This is a genomic window from Pseudorhodoplanes sp. (genome assembly GCF_050250235.1).
Lineage (GTDB): Bacteria > Pseudomonadota > Alphaproteobacteria > Rhizobiales > Xanthobacteraceae > Pseudorhodoplanes.
The window spans coordinates 1-14,007 of the sequence record NZ_JBFWPA010000052.1; the positions used below are offsets into that span (position 1 = coordinate 1).

The window sequence follows — 14,007 nt, forward strand, 5'->3', positions numbered from 1 at the left end:
GGCCCGGCGGTCCGGCCGCCCTAATCGCACGGCTTCGGATCGGTGCTGATCAATCGCAGCATTCCTTACGATCTCGGAGGAGAGAGCGACATCAGCTTCGACGCCGGCGGGGTCAGCGCGCGCTTTTTGATTCCGGCCAAATACATCACGCATGCTTTGAAGTCGGAGCGGCGCAGCACCACGGAGGCGATCACCGACGCACCGCACGAAACGCTGGACGGTTTAAAGCTCCTGCTGGTCGAGGATCAGCTCGTGATCGCGATGGACGTCGAGATGATGCTTGCGGGCAAAGGCGCCGCTACTATCGAGACTGCAGCCTCGCCGGGCGAGGCGCTGCGCAAGCTTGCGAATTTCGAGCCTGACGCTGCAGTCCTGGACGTCAACCTCGGCACCGAGACCTCGTTGCCGGTCGCGGAAGAACTGACCCGCAGGAAGATTCCGTTCGTGTTCGCGACCGGCTACGGCGACAACATCATGGTGCCGCAGTCGTTCGCGGCGCCCACCATTCGCAAGCCCTACAACGAAACCGCCTTGGCCCGCGCCCTCAACAAGGCGATCAAGCAGGCGGGGCGATAACGGGCCACAAGCCCGCTTACCGTGTGACCGGGCGGTGGCGCAGATCCAGTGGCTCGAAAGCCCAGCGAGCCACGCTCGACGCGGTCATCGGCCGAAGCGCGGATTGCGCATGCAGGAACTGCCGGTGCCAAACGCTGCCTTCCGGCATTGCTCCAGCGTGTGATAGCCGCAGGACTGACCGCCGCTCGGCCCGCGCAGGCACCATTTCGTCTCCGGACGCGATCGCCGCTGCGCTTCGGCGATGTCGGGCAGCGCCGCGATCGCCGCTGTCGCAATCGCAGTCATCAGCAGCGCCTGTTTCACCAATCCGGTCATCAGCAAGATTTTCTCCGCGTCCCTGAATTCCGGGTTCGCCTCCCGCGCAGGCAACCCGGAGTGACAACCTACCCGATCACCGGGATACCGATCATCGCCTCTTCGAGCTTTTCCTCGACGGTCAGCGGCTTCGGCTGGCGCGCCAGCGCCTTCTTGTTGATCTTGCGCTTGGCGATATCGGTCAGCTTTTTGTCGGTCGCCTTCTCTTCCTTGAGATTGTCGAACAGAAGCTTCGCGACGTCAGCATAGCCGAGCAGCTTCGCCCATGCGGTCAGCGTGCCATAGCGGGTGATCTCGTAATGCTCGACCGCCTGGGCGGCCGCGATCAGCGCCGCGTTCAGAACCACGGTGTCGCCGACATCGCCCACGATCTCGTTCGCTTCTTCGATGATGCCGTCGATCGCCGGGCATTTGGTGCCCTGCGGGGTGCGCTTGATCTTCTTGAAAACCCGATCGAGCCGTTTGATCTGCGCCCTGGTCTGGCGCAGATGCATCTGGAAGGCGCGCTTCAACTCGGCGTCGGACGCCTTCTCGACCATGTCGGGCAGCGCCTTCTCGATCTGGTGCTCGGCGTAATAGATATCCTGCAGCGAATGGACGAACAGATGCTCCATCGTCTCGATGTCTTCGGAAAACCAGCCCATGCCAGGGACTCCCTTCGCGTTCATTCGATCGAGATCAATAAGAAGCGGGGCGCAAGACAAGTTCCCGGCGCGACTGTGCGCCGCGCCGGGTGTGACAACAGGTTACGACAGCAAGCCTCAGGCCTTGGCCGGCTCGGCCGGCGCCGGCGGCGTATTGGCGCTCTCGCAATAGATCGCGGCGGTGATCAGCGCCACACCGGTGAACAGCAGGTTGATCCCGACCAGGAGGCCGAGCACCCAGATGGCGCTGCCTGGCAGCCCGGCAAAGATGATCACGCCCAGCGCGATATCGACCAGCGCCGAGAACAGCATCCAGCCCCAGGCCTTCGGGATGGCGTTGCGATAATGGAAGGCCATGATGCCCTTGGTGACCCCCGTGGCCAGCAGATAGGCCGCAAGGATGATGGTCAGCGTCAGGACGCCCCTGATCGGATTGAACAGGATCACGCCGCCCGCAAGCACGCAAACGACCGCGGTCAGGAGATTCCACCAGAAACCGGGCGAGCTCGACCCGGACTGGAACACCGAGATCAGCCCGAAAATGCCGCCGGCGATCAGCAGCCAGCCCACCGTGATGGTGGTGGCGAGAGTCGCGATGCCGGGCAGGATGATCGATGCCGCCCCCAGCAGGATCAGGATCACGCCGTAAATCTTGAACCAGAGCTTGAATTTTCGCAGGGTTTCAGGGTCTACCGAAAAAGCCGCTACAGGCATGGCCGCCTCCGTCGCCGTTGATTCACTTGAGCAATCTAGCAGCATTCGGCTTGCGCCGACACATGCCATCGCAGCAAGGCTGCGAAGCTTTTTAACAAAGCGTCACCAGCGGTGACTTGATCTGTTGCAATTCCAACTCTGCTGTCGCAGGAAAGCTGCCGCAATGCGACATGAATTACGGGGAACGCCATGACAGTCGAACGTCACGAAGTCGGGCCACGGATGAGCCAAATCGTCATCCACGGCAACACGGTCTATCTCGCCGGCATCGTCGCGCAGAATAGCGGGGGCAAGAGTGTCACCGATCAGACCAGGGAAATTCTCGCGACCATCGACGGCTATCTGGCGAAAGCCGGCACCGACAAGTCGAAGCTCCTCACCGCCAATATCTGGCTCGCCAACATGGACACCTTCGCCGAGATGAACGCGGTGTGGGACGCATGGGTCTCGCCCGGCCATACCCCGGCGCGCGCCACCGTGCAGGCCCGGCTGGCGGCGCCGCAATATACCGTCGAGATCATGGTGACGGCGGCGAAATAGCATTCGCCGTTTGCATTCAATTCAAGGCGCGCAAGGCGCGCTTGCCACTTTCCGGAAGACCGCAAATGCCGACCGTCTTTGTCCGTCTGCTCGATCAGACCTGGTTCGCCGTGCTGGCGCGCATCGTGCTCACCTTCGCATTCTGGGGGAGCGGCCTCGCCAAGCTCATCGACTTCCAGGGGGGCGTGGCCGAGATGGCGATGTTCAACCTGCCGAATCCGGTGCTGATGAATATCCTGACGATCGTCACCCAGCTCGGCGGCTCGCTGCTGATCATCCTCAATCGCTGGACCTGGCTCGGCGCCGGCGCGCTGGCGGTGTTCACGCTGCTGACGATTCCGCTGGTGCACCATTTCTGGTCGATGCCCGAACCCAAGGCCACGCAGGCGTTCCACACCGCGACCGAGCATATCACGGTGATCGGCGCGCTGATGCTGGTCAGCATCCTGTCGCGCCATACCGGCGGCGCGGGCAACGGACCGAAGCGGAACTGAGCGCGAGCTTGCGGCCTGTCGATCCGCCTTCTACCGTCGCGGCCCTTGCCGCCGGGAGAGCGAAACCACATGGCCGCCTTCGACTTCACGCCGCTGCTGCCGCCCGGATCGCCGCCGCCTGCCGCGAAATGGACAGGCTCGCCGAAATACAATTTCACCGGCGGCAACAACGATCCGGCGCAGGTGCCGCTGGGCGGGCTGATGGCAGCAGCGGACGCGGTGCTGCGGCGCGAAGGCCGGAGCCTCGCCTATTATGGCGTCGCTCACGGACCGCAAGGCTATCGCCCGCTGCGGACGTTTCTCGCCGCCAAGCTCAAGCGCGATGCCGGCATCGCCTGCACGGCTGACGACATCCTGCTGGTGTCAGGATCACTGCAGGCCTTCGACCTGATCAACGGCGCGCTGCTGGCGCAAGGCGATACGGTGATCGTCGAACGCGACACCTATCAGGGCATGCTGAACCGCTATGCGCGGGCGGGCGTCAACGTGGCTGGCGTCCCGCTCGACAGGGACGGCCTGCGGATGGATGCGCTCGAGGAGACGCTCGCGGCGCTGAAAGCGAAGGGCATCCGCCCGAAATACATCTACACGATCCCGACCGTGCAGAATCCGACCGGCACCATCCTGCCGATGGAGCGCCGCACAAAGCTGCTCGGGCTGGCAGAGGAATACGGCGTCCCGATCTTCGAGGACGATTGCTATTCCGATCTGATCTGGAGCGGCGAGCGTCCGCCCGCGCTGCATGCGATGAGCAGGGCCGGCAACGTCATCCATATCGGCTCGTTCTCCAAGTCCATCGCGCCGGCCCTGCGTGTCGGCTTCATCGTCGCGCCCTGGCAGATTCTGTCCCGCATGATCGCACTGAAGGTCGATGCCGGGTCCGGCGCACTGGAGCAGATGGTGCTGGCGGAATATTGCACGCCGCATTTCGCCTCGCATGTGCCGGCACTGCGGCGCGGCCTGCGCGAAAAGCTTGAGGCATTGATGGACGCGCTCGACGAGCAGTTCGGCACTGCGGCCGAATTCGACGATCCGCCCGGCGGCATCTTCCTGTGGGTGAAGCTGCCGGATCAGGTCGACACGATGAAGCTCTATCAATCCGCGCTCGCCGCCGGCGTCGCAATCAATCCGGGGCCGGAATGGTCGACGGATGCCGCCCACAGCCGGAGCCGGATGCGGCTGTGCTTCGCGAGCCCGACGGAATCCGAAATCCGCGAGGGGGTCGCGATCCTCGCCGATATTTGCCGCAAGGAATTCGGCGTCCCGGAACGCAGCGGCAATGTCGCGCGGCGGGCCGCCCGGCGCTAGCGACGACGGAACCCGCACCACTTGGCGACGTCAGCGGCTCCGCCCGCGACCATGCCGGGAAGCTGCGACAAACCTGCCTGCCGATTCATCCCAGCGTCCGTGAATTGTCACCGGGCCGTCGCCCAACCTTCATACAGGGACCGTACGAGCGGGCGATCTTGCATCGCAGCATCCGCCAAGGTCCGAGATGATCCGAACCGAGAATCTCGAAGTCTCCTATTCGTCCGGAACGCGCGCACTCCATCCGTGCTCGCTCCGCTTCGAGGACGGCGCCTTCACGGTCCTGCTCGGCGCTTCCGGCGCCGGAAAATCGACGCTGCTCCGCGCGCTGAACGGCCTTGTCACGCCGACCGGCGGGCGGGTCGTCGTTGAAGGCATCGGCGACCTCACGACACGTCGCGCCCTTCAATCACACCGGCGCCGCACTGGCATGGTGTTCCAGCAGCATCAGTTGATCGGCCGTTCCAGCGTTCTGCAAAATGTGCTGACCGGCCGGCTCGGCTTTCATTCCGGGCTGCGCACCCTGCTGCCCCCCGCGCGTGCCGAGAAAACCAGGGCCCTCGAAGCGATCGAACGCGTCGGACTGCTCGACTTTGCCTTGCGGCGCGCCGACCAGCTCTCCGGCGGGCAGCAGCAGCGTGTCGGCATTTCTCGTGCCATCGTGCAGCAGCCGGCGCTGATCCTGGCCGACGAGCCGGTCGCAAGCCTCGACCCTGCGACCGCCGACCGTGTGCTCTCGCTGCTGCACGGCATCTGCAAATCCGACGGCATCACCGCCATCGTCAGCCTGCATCAGCTTGATTTCGCCCGCCGCTATTCGGATCGAATCGTCGGGCTCGCGCAGGGCGCGGTGGTGTTCGACGGCCCGGCCGCCAGGCTCGGCAAGACGGAAGTGAGCCGCATCTACGGCACGAAGCCCGCCGAAGCCACCGATCACTTCGAACCCCTCCCACTCAAGACAGGAACCTACGCATGATCAACCGCCGCTTCTTTCTGCACGGAACCGCCGCTGCGCTTGCGCTGTCGCCAGCCGCCGCATTTTCGCAAACCAGCGATCCGGCAAAGCTGCGCGTTGCGCTGCTGCCCGACGAAAATGCCGCCACGCTGATCCAGCAGGCGCAGCCGCTCAAGACGTATCTCGAGAAGGCGCTCGGCAAGCAGATCGAGCTGATCGTGACCACGGACTATTCCTCGATGATCGAGGCGATGCGCTTTGGCCGTATCGAGATCGGCTATTTCGGTCCGTTCTCCTATGTGCTGGCAAAGTCCAGGGCGCCGGGCATCGAGCCGTTCGCGGTCGGAATCGAGAAGGGCTCGCCAACCTACAATTCAATCATCGTCGCGCAGGCCGACGGGCCGGTGAAGACGCTCGCCGATATCAAGGGCAAGCCGTTCGGCTACGGCGATCAGGCCTCGACTTCGAGCCACCTGATCCCGCGCGCGCATCTCCTGAAGAACGGCCTCGACGGCAACAAGGACTACAAGCCGGTGCATCTCGGCACGCATGACGGCGTGGCGCGCGCCGTGCAGAACGGCCAGGTACCGGCCGGTGCGCTGTCGAAGGCGATCTACGAGGCGCTGCTGGCTCGCAAGAGCATCGACGGCGCCAGGCTGAAGGTGCTCGCGATCACCGATCCGATCCCGAATTATCCGATGACCATGCAGGGCGCCCTCTCGCCGGCATTGAAGGACAATATCCGCAAGGCGTTTCTCGAACTGAAGGATCCGGTAATCCTGAAGTCGTTCCGCGTCGAGGGCTTCGCGCCAACCGACGACAAGGCCTACGACATCCTTCGGGAGACCGCGAAAATCCTCGACCTCGACCTCGGCAAGATGAGCTGATGTCGGACGTCGCTGCCCGTCACGACGCAATCCTCGCTGAAGACCGGCGTGCCGCGTTGCGGCATGCCGGTCTCGTCGCCGTCATTGTCATCGCCTGCATCGCGTCGCTCTGGATCACCGGCTTTTTCGACGCGCAGCGTCTGATGGAAGGCCTGCCCGCTCTTGGGCAATTGTTCAGCGAGATGGTGCCGCCGGATTTTTCCCGCTGGCAGCACTGGGTCAAGCCGCTGATCGATACGCTGGCAATGTCGGTCGCCGGGACCGCGCTTGCGGTGGCGATCTCGCTGCCGCTTGCACTCTTCGCGGCGCCGAATACGTCGCCCAGTGCCGCCGTATATCAGGCGACGCGCATCGTGCTTGCCGCCTTGCGCTCGGTGCCCGAAATCATCATGGGCATCATCTTCGTTGCCGCCGTCGGTTTCGGCGCGCTGCCGGGCGTACTGGCGCTGGCGCTGCATTCGGTCGGCATGGTCGGCAAGTTCTATGCAGAGGCGATCGAGCATGTCGATCCGCGGCCGCTGGAAGCCGCACGCGCGGCCGGCGCAAGCCGTTTCCAGGTGATCACGCACGCGGTGCTGCCGCAGGTCCTGCCGCAATTGGCCGACATCACGATTTATCGCTGGGAATACCATTTCCGCGCCTCGGCGGTCCTCGGCATCGTCGGCGCCGGTGGCATCGGTTTCGAGCTGATCGCGGCGCTCCGCATCATCCGTTACGATCAGGTCTCCGCCATCCTGATCACCATCCTGCTCTGCGTGATCGTGGTGGACGGCATCGGAGCCCGGCTGCGCAAAGCATTGAAATGACCATGCGGCCCCGGATTCTGGTCACCAACTGGGTGCATGAGACGACGCTGCAGCAGCTCAGCCTGCTCGGCGACATCGATGCGAACGAGACCCGCATGCCATGGCCGCGCGAGCAGATCATCCGGCGTGCGGAACAGGCCGACGCGATCCTTGCCTTCATGACGGACTGCATCGACGCGTCCTTTCTCGCGCGCTGCAAACGGCTTCGCGCGGTCGCCTGCGCACTGAAGGGCTATGACAATTTCGACATGGACGCGTGCAATGCTGCGGGAATCTGGATCAGCATCGTCCCCGATCTTCTGACCGAGCCCACGGCTGAACTCGCGGTCGGACTCGCCATCGGCCTCGCCCGCAACATCCGCGACGGAGACGCGCTGGTGCGATCCGGCGCCTTCGAGGGCTGGCGTCCGGTGCTGTACGGGACCGGGCTTGACGGATCGACCGTCTCCATTGTCGGCATGGGGCGGGTCGGGCGCGCGGTGGCGCAGCGGCTGTCCGGCTTCGGCTGCCGGTTGCTCGGCATCGATCCTGTGGCCGAGGTGCCGCCCGGCATGATCAAGGTCGGTCTCAATCGCGCGCTCGAAACCTCGGACTACGTCATTCTATGCGCGCCGCTCTCGCCGGGTTCGCGGCATCTGATCGGCGCCGATGCGCTGGCGCGCATGAACGCGGATACGCTGCTGATCAATGTCGGACGCGGCTCGGTGGTCGATGAAAGCGCGGTTCTTGCCGCGCTCGAAGCCGGCAAGCTCGGGGGCTATGCGGCCGATGTATTCGAGATGGAGGACTGGGCGCTGCCGGAGAGGCCGAAAGCGATCGACGAACGCCTGCGGACGCATTCGCGCACGCTGTTCACGCCGCATCTCGGTTCTGCCGTCACGGAGGTGCGCAAGGCCATAGAAATGCGCGCGGTCGATAACATCGCCGACGCGCTGGAGGGCCACCGTCCGCGCGACGCGATAAATGCGCCCGCTTCATTGGCGAGGACGGGCTAGACTTCCATCTCCGCGCGGACCTTGGCGCGCAGATCGTCGATCGAGGTCAGCCCTCCCCGCGTTTCGACATGCCAGAAGGTCCAGCCGTTGCAGGCTTCCAGTCCCTGCGCGACCGCGCCCATGCGGTGGATCGAGCCGACCTTCTCGCCGAGCATGACCGCGCCATCGGCGCGCACCAGAACCTTGTGCCGCTTCTTCGAATCGACAAGGTTCACCCCGGGCGCGATCAGTCCGCGCTCGATCAGTGCGGTAAACGGCACCCGTGGCGCCTCGCGCGCGGTCATGAAAGGTGCGATCGACGGCGCCTCCAGCGGTTCGATCGCGGCAATCCGCTTCATCGCGGCCCTGGCATATTCGGGATCGCGCTCGGTGCCGATGAATCTGCGGCCGAGCTTGGTGGCCACAGCACCGGTGGTCCCGGTGCCGCTGAAGGGATCGAGCACCAGATCGTCCGGCCGCGACGCTGCGAGTATCACGCGAGCAAGCAGGGCTTCCGGCTTCTGGGTCGGATGCAGCTTCTTGCCGTCGCGGCCTTTCAGGCGCTCCTCGCCGGTGCAGAGCGGGAAGGTCCAGTCCGAGCGCATCTGCACGTCGTCGTTGCCGGCCTTCAGCGCTTCATAGTTGAAGGTGTAGCCCTTGCCGCCGGGATCGCGCGCGGCCCAGATCATGGTCTCGTGGGCATTGGTGAAGCGCCGGCCGCGAAAATTCGGCATCGGGTTGGACTTTCGCCACACCACATCGTTCAGGATCCAGAATCCGAGGTCCTGCAGGATCGAGCCGACGCGAAAGATATTGTGATAGGAGCCGATTACCCAGAGGGTGGCGGAGGGCTTCATGACGCGCTTGCAGGCGGCGAGCCAGGCGCGCGTGAAGTCGTCATATTCCCTGAAGGAGCCGAACTTGTCCCAGTCGTCGGTGACGGCATCGACCCTGGAATCGTCGGGACGCTTCAGATCGCTCTGCAATTGCAGGTTATAGGGCGGATCGGCGAAGACGAGGTCGACGCACTCCGCCGGCAACGTCGCCATTTGTGCGACGCAGTCGCCCACCAGAACGCGCGGGCCTTCACTGTGACTGAGAGTCAAACGGGGCGTCCGTCTGGACGCCCCGCGACGCGACTCTACCATGACTCAGAACTCTGACCCAGGCGACGCGGCCGGTGACGCGGGACCTACAACCGACGTTTCGGATACTGCCGGCCCAAGGTAAAAATCCCCTTAAATTGCAATGGCTTTTGCAGGCTGGCGCTTACGCTGAACAACAACCATTTGGTAACGAAACGTCCGATCGTTTTTTGCGTTCTCAGGCGTGGACGGATGCCTGGCGATCGGCAAGACTGCCGGTGACCGAGGAGGGATGGATGCGTTGGGAGGACTTCCGCCGCAGCGACAACATCGAAGATGTGCGCGGCGAGGGCGGATTTGGCGGCGGCGGCGGGTTTCCGATGCCGGGTGGGGGCCGTGGACTTGGCATCGGCACCATCATCATTCTCGGCCTGATCGGCTGGTTTCTCGGCATCGATCCACGCATCCTGATCGGGGGCGCGGAGGTATTTCAGGGTCCCGGACAGCAGACGCAACGGCAGGCCCCGCCCGCCCAGAAAGGCGCGCCGAAGGATCGACAGGGCGATTTCGTCGCCGCGGTCGTCGGCTCGACCGAAGACGTGTGGTCGGACATTTTCCGCGCGAACAACATGCAGTATCGCGCGCCGCGGCTGCGGCTGTTTTCGGGGGCGACCGGAGCCGGCGCCTGCGGCATGGCACAGTCGGCGATGGGGCCCTTCTATTGCCCGCCGGACAAGCGCATCTTTCTCGATACCGCCTTCTTTCGGGAGATGGAGCAGAAGTTCCGTGCCTGCAAAGGCAAGCAATGCGAGTTCGCGCAGGCTTATGTGATCGCGCATGAGGTCGGCCATCACGTACAGAACCTGCTCGGTATCCTGCCGCGCGTGCAGCAGATGCAGCGGGCCGCCGGCAGCAAGGCGCAGGCCAACAACATCCAGGTGCGGGTCGAATTGCAGGCCGACTGCCTCGGCGGGGTCTGGGCCAATCACGCGCGGCGCCGGAAGGACTTCATCGATCCGGGCGACATCGAGGGCGCGATCGGCATCGCATCGGCGATCGGCGACGACCGCATCCAGCGGCAGACGCAAGGTCGGGTGGTGCCGGATTCCTTCACGCACGGATCCGCCGAACAGCGCGTCCGCTGGTTCAAGCGCGGGCTGGAAAGCGGCCGGGTCTCCGACTGCGATACGTTCAAGACGGCGAATCTATAGATGGTCATTCCGGGGCGCGAACGCAGTTCGCGAACCCGGAATCCATAAACACCACCGCGAATATGGATTCCGGGCTCGCTCGCTTCGCTCGCGCCCCGGAATGACGGAACCCATGCCCGGCATCGACCAATCCCGAGATTTCATCCCGCTCAACATCGCGGTGCTGACCGTCTCCGACACCCGCGAACTGGCCGACGACAGGTCCGGAACGACGCTGGCGGAGCGGATCGCGGCGGCCGGCCACAAGCTTGCCGCGCGCGCGATCGTGACCGATGACGTCGAGAACATCCGCGCACAGGTCAAAGGCTGGATCGCCGATCCCGGCATCGACGTGGTGATCTCGACGGGTGGCACCGGCTTCACGGGCCGCGACGTGACTCCGGAAGCACTCGAACCGATGTTCGAGAAGCGCATGGAAGGTTTCGCGACGCTGTTCCTGATGGTCAGCCACGCCAAGATCGGCACGTCCGCGATCCAGACGCGGGCGACCGCCGGCGTCGCCGGCGCGACCTATATCTTCTGCCTGCCGGGATCGCCCGGCGCCTGCAAGGATGCCTGGGACGACATCCTCGTGCATCAGCTCGACTACCGCTACCGGCCGTGCAATTTCGTCGAGATCATGCCGCGGCTCGACGAGCATCTGCGCCGGCCGAAGGCGCAGGGCGCGACGGTGTAGGCCGGCACGCGATGCCGGCGGAGCGAACGATGGCCGACGACGTCTCCTTCGCAGCAAGTGGCTGGGCGTTACTTCGCGGTTTTCTCGACCCCGGCGAAGTCGCTGAAACCGGCCATCTGATTTCTGACGCACTTCGCACCCCGCAGGCAGCCTGCACCTCCCGTCCGGGGAACGATCTGCACCCGTTGCGCTGGGACGACCAGATCGTTGCGCGGATGCTGACGTCAAACGCTCGGGTGCGCCGGGTCGGCAACGCGGTGTCGGCGAGCGACTTGCGATGGATTTCCGGCTATCTGTCCACCAAACCTGCGCGCAGTCCGGCATTGGCCTGGCACCAGGACTGGTGGTGCTGGGATCATCCTGTCAGTTTCCGCCCGTGCGCCGCACAAGTTGCCGTGCTGTGTTACCTCACGCAGACCACCAGCACCAACGGAGCGCTTCGCGTGCTGCCGGGGTCACACCTAAGACATACGCCGCTGCACCAGCATTTGCCGGAGCCACATGCGGCGGACGCCGACGTGCTTCCGGCAACGCATCCAGCCGCAGTCGACAGTCCCGGCCAGATCACGATGACAGTTGAGGCCGGCGACGCCGTCGTGATCGACTACCGCCTGTTGCACGGCACGCATGCGAACGACGCTGCCGAGCGGCGCGATTGCATTCTGCTGTCGTTCACGCCCGACTGGTGCGCGTTGCCGGCAGATATAAGGGCGCATCTGATTCAGCATCCGGCGTTACCGACAATTGCGGAAGCGGATCGCGGCCTGGCGTGCAGCTATTCCGGTCTGCTGCCGGACTACGAAGGCACGCACCGCGACTTGCCGATCAATCGCCTTCCTCCCTCTGCTTTCAACGTAATCGCGCGGTCATAAGCACGCGCTGATGCCGAGCACGAGACCGCGCGTCACCCGATACTCCGCAGCAGCCCGCCCTCGACGCGCAAGGCGGCGCCGGTGGTCGCCGACGCCTCCTTCGAGCAGGCATAGACCACCATGTTCGCGACCTCATCCACCGAGGCCAGCCTTCGGATGATCGAGGTCGGGCGATGCTGCGCGATAAAATCCTTCTCCATCTGGGCGTGAGACACCCCCTGCTCCTTCGCCATCTTGCCGAAGAACTCGATCACGCCTTCCGAGCGAGTCGGTCCGGGCAGCACCGAATTCACCGTGATGCCGGTGCCGGCCAGCGATTCCGCAAGTCCGCGCGCGACCGCGATCTGCGCGGTCTTGGTCATGCCGTAATGGATCATCTCGAGCGGAATATTGAGGCCGGACTCCGACGAGATGAAGACGATGCGGCCCCAGTCCTTCGCTTTCATGCCGGGAATGTAGGCACGCGACATGCGGATGCCGCTCATCACGTTGGTCTCGAAGAAGCGCAACCAGTCCGCGTCCGGAATGTCCTCGAAATTCTTCGGCTCGAAGATGCCGAGATTGTTGACGAGAATGTCGGCCTGCTTCACGCGCTTCACGAAGGCATTCACGCCCTCCGCGCTCGCGAGATCAGCGGCCACGCCGTCGACCGTTGCGGAAGGGACCTCCTTCTTCAGCGAGTCGATCGCCTGGGCCACCTTGGCCTCGCTACGTCCGTTGATGACCACGGAGGCGCCCGATTTCGCGAGCCCCCTGGCAATCGCGAAGCCAATCCCTGCGGTCGAGCCGGTCACGACCGCATGTTTGCCACTCAGATCGATGTTCATTTCTGTTCGCCCATTGCTGAAACGGTGGACATGGCGAGGCCCGGCGGCGGATGAAGGGCGCCCTGCTCAAGAGCCCGTGACATTGGGCGCAGACGAGCCATGCACCGCGCAAGCTGGTGACGAAAGTCCAGGTCCAGAGACTACAGCGTCAATTCCCAGGTCTCGCTCGGCTCGGGCTTGCCGAAATCCTCGTGCACCCATTGCCGGACCAGCCGGAAGCCGGTCTTCTGATAAATCGCGCGCGCCGCGGTCAATATGCCATGGGTCCACAGCGTGATCTTGCGGTAGCCGGCCTCACGCGCGAACGCGATGCACCGCTCGACGAGTTCGCGGCCAAGACCAAGCCCGCGGGCCTTCGGATCGACGATGAGGAGCCGCAGCCTGGCCACGCCTTCGCTTTCCTTGACGAGAAAGACCGAACCGACGATCTCGCCGTCCATCTCCGCGATCCAGCAATGCTCGCAAGCGGCATCGAAGTTTTTCAGAAAGCTGCCGACGATCTCGGCGGTGATCGCCTCGATATGGGTTCCCCAGCCATACTCGGACGCGTACAGCGTGCCGTGACGCTGGACCACCCAGCCCATATCGCCGGGTCGGTGCGACCGAATCGTGCAGTGCGGCTGCGCCGTTGCGCCGGCCTCGATCAGCTGCTCGATCGTCTCCATCGCCGCAACCACGCGCGCCTGGGCTGCCTCGTCGAGATGCTTGAGCAGGCCGCCGGTCTCGCGCTGGGAACGATGGTCGAGCGAGGCGAAGGCCTTGTGGCCTCTAGTGGTCAGCGAAATCACAGCCTGCCGGCCATCATCCTTGCTGCGCCGTCGCGCGATCAGATCGCGCTCCTCGAAGGCGCGCAGGATACGACTGAGGTAGCCGTGATCGATACTCAGCGCAGCAACAAGAGCCGTCGCCGTGGACTCGCGCTGCTGGGCCAGCTCGTAAAGAACGCGCGCCTGCGTGAGCGAGAATGGACTTTCGAGCAGCCCCTCGTCGAGCAGGCCGATCCGGCGGGTGTAGAAGCGTGCGAACCGCCGCACGGCGCCCACACGCTGCTCGAATCCGGAATCGGGCACAATGGACATGGGTCACCCCTGATACTTGACAACGTCAACTATCTATTTGATGG

Annotated in this window: 17 protein-coding genes; 11 read left to right on the plus strand and 6 right to left on the minus strand. The window is 64.3% G+C overall.

Annotation, left to right across the window (positions count from 1 at the left end):
• Positions 1-42 precede the first annotated feature (42 nt).
• Complete coding sequence (locus AB7F49_RS21160; protein ID WP_428525968.1) at positions 43-576, plus strand: response regulator; 534 nt, start codon at positions 43-45, stop codon at positions 574-576.
• A gap of 84 nt (positions 577-660) precedes the next feature.
• On the opposite strand, the gene AB7F49_RS21165 is transcribed toward AB7F49_RS21160, so the two are convergent.
• From AB7F49_RS21165 to AB7F49_RS21175, 3 genes are all read right to left on the minus strand, one after another.
• Positions 661-891 carry a DUF3551 domain-containing protein gene (locus AB7F49_RS21165; protein WP_428525970.1) on the minus strand — a complete coding sequence of 77 codons (231 nt, stop codon included), beginning with the start codon at positions 889-891 and terminating at the stop codon, positions 661-663.
• 68 nt (positions 892-959) lie between these two features.
• The gene (locus AB7F49_RS21170; RefSeq protein WP_428525972.1) at positions 960-1,535 is read right to left on the minus strand and encodes a ferritin-like domain-containing protein; all 576 of its coding nucleotides are present in this window, start codon (positions 1,533-1,535) and stop codon (positions 960-962) included.
• Positions 1,536-1,652: 117 nt separating this feature from the next.
• Positions 1,653-2,249: an HdeD family acid-resistance protein gene (locus AB7F49_RS21175; protein WP_428525974.1), complete on the minus strand. Its 597-nt coding sequence runs from the start codon at positions 2,247-2,249 to the stop codon at positions 1,653-1,655.
• 189 nt (positions 2,250-2,438) lie between these two features.
• Here AB7F49_RS21175 and AB7F49_RS21180 point away from each other — a divergent pair, with 189 nt between their 5' ends.
• From AB7F49_RS21180 to AB7F49_RS21210, 7 genes are all read left to right on the plus strand, one after another.
• Positions 2,439-2,789 (plus strand): RidA family protein, encoded by a 351-nt coding sequence (locus tag AB7F49_RS21180; RefSeq protein ID WP_428525976.1) that lies wholly within the window; start codon positions 2,439-2,441, stop codon positions 2,787-2,789.
• A gap of 65 nt (positions 2,790-2,854) precedes the next feature.
• Positions 2,855-3,283 (plus strand): DoxX family protein, encoded by a 429-nt coding sequence (locus AB7F49_RS21185; RefSeq protein WP_428525978.1) that lies wholly within the window; start codon positions 2,855-2,857, stop codon positions 3,281-3,283.
• Positions 3,284-3,352: 69 nt separating this feature from the next.
• Positions 3,353-4,591 (plus strand): PLP-dependent aminotransferase family protein, encoded by a 1,239-nt coding sequence (locus tag AB7F49_RS21190; RefSeq protein ID WP_428525982.1) that lies wholly within the window; start codon positions 3,353-3,355, stop codon positions 4,589-4,591.
• Positions 4,592-4,778: 187 nt separating this feature from the next.
• Positions 4,779-5,567, plus strand: coding sequence for a phosphonate ABC transporter ATP-binding protein (gene phnC / locus AB7F49_RS21195; RefSeq protein WP_428525984.1), 789 nt, complete (start codon positions 4,779-4,781; stop codon positions 5,565-5,567).
• Entirely contained in the window at positions 5,564-6,433 is an 870-nt protein-coding gene (gene phnD, locus AB7F49_RS21200; RefSeq protein WP_428525986.1) for a phosphate/phosphite/phosphonate ABC transporter substrate-binding protein, read from the plus strand. The genes phnC and phnD overlap by 4 nt, the downstream gene beginning before the upstream one ends.
• Positions 6,433-7,239, plus strand: coding sequence for a phosphonate ABC transporter, permease protein PhnE (gene phnE / locus AB7F49_RS21205; RefSeq protein ID WP_428525988.1), 807 nt, complete (start codon positions 6,433-6,435; stop codon positions 7,237-7,239). Before phnD ends, phnE begins: the two co-directional genes overlap by 1 nt.
• Positions 7,236-8,234, plus strand: a complete 999-nt coding sequence (locus AB7F49_RS21210) for a phosphonate dehydrogenase (RefSeq protein WP_428525990.1) — start codon at positions 7,236-7,238, stop codon at positions 8,232-8,234. The genes phnE and AB7F49_RS21210 overlap by 4 nt, the downstream gene beginning before the upstream one ends.
• Here AB7F49_RS21210 and AB7F49_RS21215 read toward each other — a convergent pair.
• Complete coding sequence (locus tag AB7F49_RS21215) at positions 8,231-9,361, minus strand: site-specific DNA-methyltransferase (protein WP_428525992.1); 1,131 nt, start codon at positions 9,359-9,361, stop codon at positions 8,231-8,233. The two genes, AB7F49_RS21210 and AB7F49_RS21215, sit on opposite strands and share 4 nt — an antisense overlap.
• A gap of 233 nt (positions 9,362-9,594) precedes the next feature.
• Between AB7F49_RS21215 and ypfJ the strand changes: the two genes are divergently transcribed.
• The 3 genes from ypfJ (at position 9,595) to AB7F49_RS21230 (ending at position 12,057) form a co-directional block, all read left to right on the plus strand.
• A complete protein-coding gene (gene ypfJ, locus AB7F49_RS21220; RefSeq protein ID WP_428525994.1) occupies positions 9,595-10,509 on the plus strand; it encodes a KPN_02809 family neutral zinc metallopeptidase in 915 nt (304 codons plus the stop codon).
• Between the two features lie 112 nt (positions 10,510-10,621).
• Complete coding sequence (gene moaB / locus AB7F49_RS21225) at positions 10,622-11,185, plus strand: molybdenum cofactor biosynthesis protein B (RefSeq protein ID WP_428525996.1); 564 nt, start codon at positions 10,622-10,624, stop codon at positions 11,183-11,185.
• A 29-nt stretch (positions 11,186-11,214) separates the two neighbouring features.
• Positions 11,215-12,057, plus strand: coding sequence for a phytanoyl-CoA dioxygenase family protein (locus AB7F49_RS21230; RefSeq protein ID WP_428525998.1), 843 nt, complete (start codon positions 11,215-11,217; stop codon positions 12,055-12,057).
• A gap of 32 nt (positions 12,058-12,089) precedes the next feature.
• Here the strand turns inward: AB7F49_RS21230 and AB7F49_RS21235 are convergent, their stop codons facing one another.
• On the minus strand, positions 12,090-12,884 hold the full coding sequence (locus AB7F49_RS21235) for an SDR family NAD(P)-dependent oxidoreductase (protein ID WP_428526000.1): 795 nt from the start codon (positions 12,882-12,884) through the stop codon (positions 12,090-12,092).
• 140 nt (positions 12,885-13,024) lie between these two features.
• Positions 13,025-13,963: a bifunctional helix-turn-helix transcriptional regulator/GNAT family N-acetyltransferase gene (locus AB7F49_RS21240; protein WP_428526002.1), complete on the minus strand. Its 939-nt coding sequence runs from the start codon at positions 13,961-13,963 to the stop codon at positions 13,025-13,027.
• Positions 13,964-14,007: the final 44 nt, after the last annotated feature.

What these genes read in the sequence shown, in the direction of transcription:
- AB7F49_RS21165 (WP_428525970.1), bottom strand. Translation starts at nt 891, where the DNA reads ATGACCGGATTGGTGAAACAGGCGCTGCTGATGACTGCGATTGCGACA.
- AB7F49_RS21170 (WP_428525972.1), bottom strand. Translation starts at nt 1,535, where the DNA reads ATGGGCTGGTTTTCCGAAGACATCGAGACGATGGAGCATCTGTTCGTC.
- AB7F49_RS21175 (WP_428525974.1), bottom strand. Translation starts at nt 2,249, where the DNA reads ATGCCTGTAGCGGCTTTTTCGGTAGACCCTGAAACCCTGCGAAAATTC.
- AB7F49_RS21180 (WP_428525976.1), top strand. Translation starts at nt 2,439, where the DNA reads ATGACAGTCGAACGTCACGAAGTCGGGCCACGGATGAGCCAAATCGTC.
- AB7F49_RS21185 (WP_428525978.1), top strand. Translation starts at nt 2,855, where the DNA reads ATGCCGACCGTCTTTGTCCGTCTGCTCGATCAGACCTGGTTCGCCGTG.
- AB7F49_RS21190 (WP_428525982.1), top strand. Translation starts at nt 3,353, where the DNA reads ATGGCCGCCTTCGACTTCACGCCGCTGCTGCCGCCCGGATCGCCGCCG.
- phnC (WP_428525984.1), top strand. Translation starts at nt 4,779, where the DNA reads ATGATCCGAACCGAGAATCTCGAAGTCTCCTATTCGTCCGGAACGCGC.
- phnD (WP_428525986.1), top strand. Translation starts at nt 5,564, where the DNA reads ATGATCAACCGCCGCTTCTTTCTGCACGGAACCGCCGCTGCGCTTGCG.
- phnE (WP_428525988.1), top strand. Translation starts at nt 6,433, where the DNA reads ATGTCGGACGTCGCTGCCCGTCACGACGCAATCCTCGCTGAAGACCGG.
- AB7F49_RS21210 (WP_428525990.1), top strand. Translation starts at nt 7,236, where the DNA reads ATGACCATGCGGCCCCGGATTCTGGTCACCAACTGGGTGCATGAGACG.
- AB7F49_RS21215 (WP_428525992.1), bottom strand. Translation starts at nt 9,361, where the DNA reads ATGGTAGAGTCGCGTCGCGGGGCGTCCAGACGGACGCCCCGTTTGACT.
- ypfJ (WP_428525994.1), top strand. Translation starts at nt 9,595, where the DNA reads ATGCGTTGGGAGGACTTCCGCCGCAGCGACAACATCGAAGATGTGCGC.
- moaB (WP_428525996.1), top strand. Translation starts at nt 10,622, where the DNA reads ATGCCCGGCATCGACCAATCCCGAGATTTCATCCCGCTCAACATCGCG.
- AB7F49_RS21230 (WP_428525998.1), top strand. Translation starts at nt 11,215, where the DNA reads ATGGCCGACGACGTCTCCTTCGCAGCAAGTGGCTGGGCGTTACTTCGC.
- AB7F49_RS21235 (WP_428526000.1), bottom strand. Translation starts at nt 12,884, where the DNA reads ATGAACATCGATCTGAGTGGCAAACATGCGGTCGTGACCGGCTCGACC.
- AB7F49_RS21240 (WP_428526002.1), bottom strand. Translation starts at nt 13,963, where the DNA reads ATGTCCATTGTGCCCGATTCCGGATTCGAGCAGCGTGTGGGCGCCGTG.